The organism is uncultured Methanobrevibacter sp. (genome assembly GCF_947166415.1).
Lineage (GTDB): Archaea > Methanobacteriota > Methanobacteria > Methanobacteriales > Methanobacteriaceae > Methanocatella.
This window is the reverse complement of the sequence record NZ_CAMVEE010000060.1, coordinates 1-2,678: the sequence shown is the minus strand read 5'-3', so window position 1 is coordinate 2,678 and position 2,678 is coordinate 1. Positions and strand designations below refer to the sequence as shown.

The window sequence follows — 2,678 nt, the reverse complement described above, 5'->3', positions numbered from 1 at the left end:
AATGATGATACCAACAATACCTACCCCAGAAGAATTATTGGACAAGGGGTTCAGCAGAGGTAAAAAACAAGCAGACCTGCTTAGAAGTCAAAAGATACCTAAACACTTGAAAGGTAAAAGAATCGAAGAAAGACGTGTAGTTACCTCTTGCCAAGTGATTAAAGATAAATTGAAATCAATTATAGATGCAGTTCCGGAAATCGAAGAGTTACCACCATTCTATCAGGATTATATTGACATCACTGTAGGCGTAGATGACATGAAACAGTCCCTTGGTGCACTTAACTGGGCTTATGGAATCATTACACAACTTGAAAAGGAATACGAAGCAAAAATCAGGAAAAATCCTTCAGAAAAAGCAACTGCAATCCAAAAACAGGCTTACGGTAGAATATCTTCAGTTGTAAATAAAATCAAAAAGGATTTGGACTTTTTGGATTTTGCAAAACAGAATTTGAGAAATATGCCTACTGTTGATTTCGATGCAACAACAATTGTGATTGCAGGTTTTCCGAATGTGGGAAAATCAACTCTTTTAACACAATTGAGCAGTGCAGACCCTCAAGTTGCAAATTATCCATTTACAACAAAAGGGATTCAAATAGGACATACTGAAATCCGTTGGAGAAACATACAAATCATTGACACTCCAGGACTTTTGGATAGACCAGTTTTGGAAATGAATGATATTGAAATGAACGCTATTGTAGCCCTAGAACATTTGGCTGATGCAATATTGTTTATTTTCGATGCTTCAGAAACCTGCGGTTTCCACCTAGACAATCAATATAACCTGCTCAAGCAGATTGAAAAGATATTCGGTGAAATCCCAGTTTATTATCTGTTCAACAAGATGGATTTAGTTGAAGACAGAGAATATCTAAACGACTATATCGATGATATTGACAGATCCATTTTCATTTCAGCTATTGAAGGTGATGGTGTTGACGAAATCAATAAACTGATTGGAACCATCAAGAAAATAGACAGAACTGTTGAAGAAGAGGATGACGATTACTATTAATAACCTGAACTGAATTTTATCAATCAATTATTCAAAAGGGAAACAATGATACTGTTGAGTTTTGATACTGAAGAATTTGATGGTCCTCGAGAGCATGGAGTCGACTATTCTCTGGAAAAGGGCATTGAAGTTTCAGTTGAAGGAACAAACCACATTTTAGATGTGTTAAAGGCAAATGATGTCAAAGCCACATTCTTCTGTACAGGCAATTTCGCTGAGAATGCTCCTAATGTAATGCATCGCATTATACAGAAGGCCATGAAGTGGCCTGTCATGGTGTAGACCACTGGCAGCCAAAAGATACCGACTTTACCCGCTCAAAAGAGATTGTAGAACGTGTTACAGGCGTTACTGTAACAGGTTACCGTCAACCCGCATGTTTCCAGTTGTGGAATCCGAAATCAAAAAAGCAAGATATCGCTATAACTCATCACTCAATCCGGCATTTATTCCCGGCCGTTACATGAACTCAACAACACCACGCACATGGTTTATGAAGGACGGAGTCATGCAAATTCCGGCTTCAGTAACACCATGGCTACGCTTTCCGCTATTCTGGCTGTCATTACATAACCTGCCCGAATGGTCATACCATCGAATGGTGCGCAGAGTACTTAACCACGACAGTTACTTCGTCACTTATTTCCATCCATGGGAATTTTACGAACTTAAAAATCATCCTGAATTTAAAATGCCTTTCATCATCAGAAATCACAGCGGCCAGGAGATGGTTGGACGATTGGACCGTCTGATTAAGATGCTGAAAAATGAAGGTCATCGGTTTATAACTTACAATGAATTTGTGGATATGCACAATCCTTAATAAAACTCTTAATAAAAGATGATTTTTAAAAAAAAATAGATTATATGGGAGCGTTAATATCCCGAAATTTAAATTAATGGAGAAATGGTGATGAGAAATGAATCCCATCACCTTAAATGAATAAAAAGAATTCTGATTTTAGAATGCTATTGCTTTAACATTGTTGTTTTTGTTGAAATCGTTTAATGTTGAAAGTAATTTAGCATTGTCCATGCTGCTTGAATCTTTTGCCCAAACTGCTACGATGTATTGATCTCCGTTAACACTGATAACTTCTGAAACACCGTGGGTTGCATGTTCCATGTCAGTGAAATTTGCAATGTGGTTTGATCCTACATCAAGTTTTAAATCATCGTCAGGGACAATATATTCTCTTCCGTCGTGATGAATTACATTATCTAAAATATTATCGTTTTCAATGTTATCATAAACATCATCATCTACATTTTTGTAAATTGATATTCCGGAGTCTTGATTGTTATTTGCATATACAGAATAATACTCGCCGTTGTAGACACTTTTATAGGTGTCATCTACTTTAAAATCGTTTACACTTGCTGCACAAACCCAACCAATTAGAAGTGCAGAAACAATTAATGCGAAAAATATTTTTTTTTACGTCCATGTTATCACCCATATTTGTGACTGTGAGAGAATAATTTGAACCGAACTCTCTAATGTCTAATTTATTATATGAAAATAGTCATATTTAAGGTTTTTCGAATGTAAGTGCTCACTTGCATTGTTATTTAGAAAATAAAGTAATTATAATCAGTTATTAGTAAAATAAAATATTTTAAAAAGGTAATGAAGTAAATGCATGTTAAATAA

4 protein-coding genes are annotated in these 2,678 nt (G+C 35.6%); 3 read left to right on the top strand and 1 reads right to left on the bottom strand.

The features are described from left to right. Position 1 precedes the first annotated feature (1 nt). From Q0W25_RS08960 to Q0W25_RS08950, 3 genes are all read left to right on the top strand, one after another. Complete coding sequence (locus tag Q0W25_RS08960; protein ID WP_298521262.1) at positions 2-1,024, top strand: NOG1 family protein; 1,023 nt, start codon at positions 2-4, stop codon at positions 1,022-1,024. A 45-nt stretch (positions 1,025-1,069) separates the two neighbouring features. After that, complete coding sequence (locus tag Q0W25_RS08955) at positions 1,070-1,306, top strand: polysaccharide deacetylase family protein (protein WP_298521260.1); 237 nt, start codon at positions 1,070-1,072, stop codon at positions 1,304-1,306. 316 nt (positions 1,307-1,622) lie between these two features. Next, positions 1,623-1,847: a hypothetical protein gene (locus tag Q0W25_RS08950; protein WP_298521258.1), complete on the top strand. Its 225-nt coding sequence runs from the start codon at positions 1,623-1,625 to the stop codon at positions 1,845-1,847. A 138-nt stretch (positions 1,848-1,985) separates the two neighbouring features. Here Q0W25_RS08950 and Q0W25_RS08945 read toward each other — a convergent pair whose 3' ends face one another. Continuing rightward, positions 1,986-2,150 (bottom strand): hypothetical protein, encoded by a 165-nt coding sequence (locus Q0W25_RS08945; RefSeq protein WP_298521256.1) that lies wholly within the window; start codon positions 2,148-2,150, stop codon positions 1,986-1,988. Positions 2,151-2,678: the final 528 nt, after the last annotated feature.